Consider the following 451-nt stretch of genomic DNA (forward strand, 5'->3'; position numbering starts at 1 on the left):
GTGACCACGACTGGTGAGCCGGTGACCGGAGCGGTGACCGATGCGGTGTAAACCACGGTACCGCCTTCGGCCACATTCGAGGTCGCGGTGAGGCTGACGGTCGAAGTGTCGATGGTGTCGGTAACGTTGGTCACGGCCGGTGCGGTGCTTGGCACCAGGTTCTCGAAATTGCCACCGGTGGCGGTCTGGATCGTGGCTTGCACGGTGCCGGCGTCTTTGTAGACGTCATCGGCTGGAGCAGCCACGGTTACGGTGCCAGTGGTAGCGCCGGCGGCGATGTTGATTACCGCGCCGTTGCTCAGGGTTACGGTGACTGGCGTACCCGCGGCATTGGTCAGGGTCGCGGTGTAAACGATCGAGCCGCCCTCGGCCACGGTGTTGGTGGCGCTGAGGGTCAGGTTGGTGGTGTCCGGCGTATCGGTCACCGAGGTGTCGGCCGGCTTGCTGTCGA

1 protein-coding gene is annotated in these 451 nt (G+C 64.7%); it reads right to left on the reverse strand.

Annotated elements, in window-relative coordinates; all coding sequences use genetic code 11:
* Positions 1-451, reverse strand: a 451-nt coding sequence (locus PVZ80_RS00310) for an immunoglobulin-like domain-containing protein (protein WP_273863295.1), incomplete at both ends; no start/stop codon positions are given.

The sequence above is a fragment of the Pseudomonas sp. B3G-3 genome (genome assembly GCF_028640915.1).
In the GTDB taxonomy this organism is placed as follows: Bacteria; Pseudomonadota; Gammaproteobacteria; order Pseudomonadales; family Pseudomonadaceae; genus Aquipseudomonas; species Aquipseudomonas chlororaphis_I.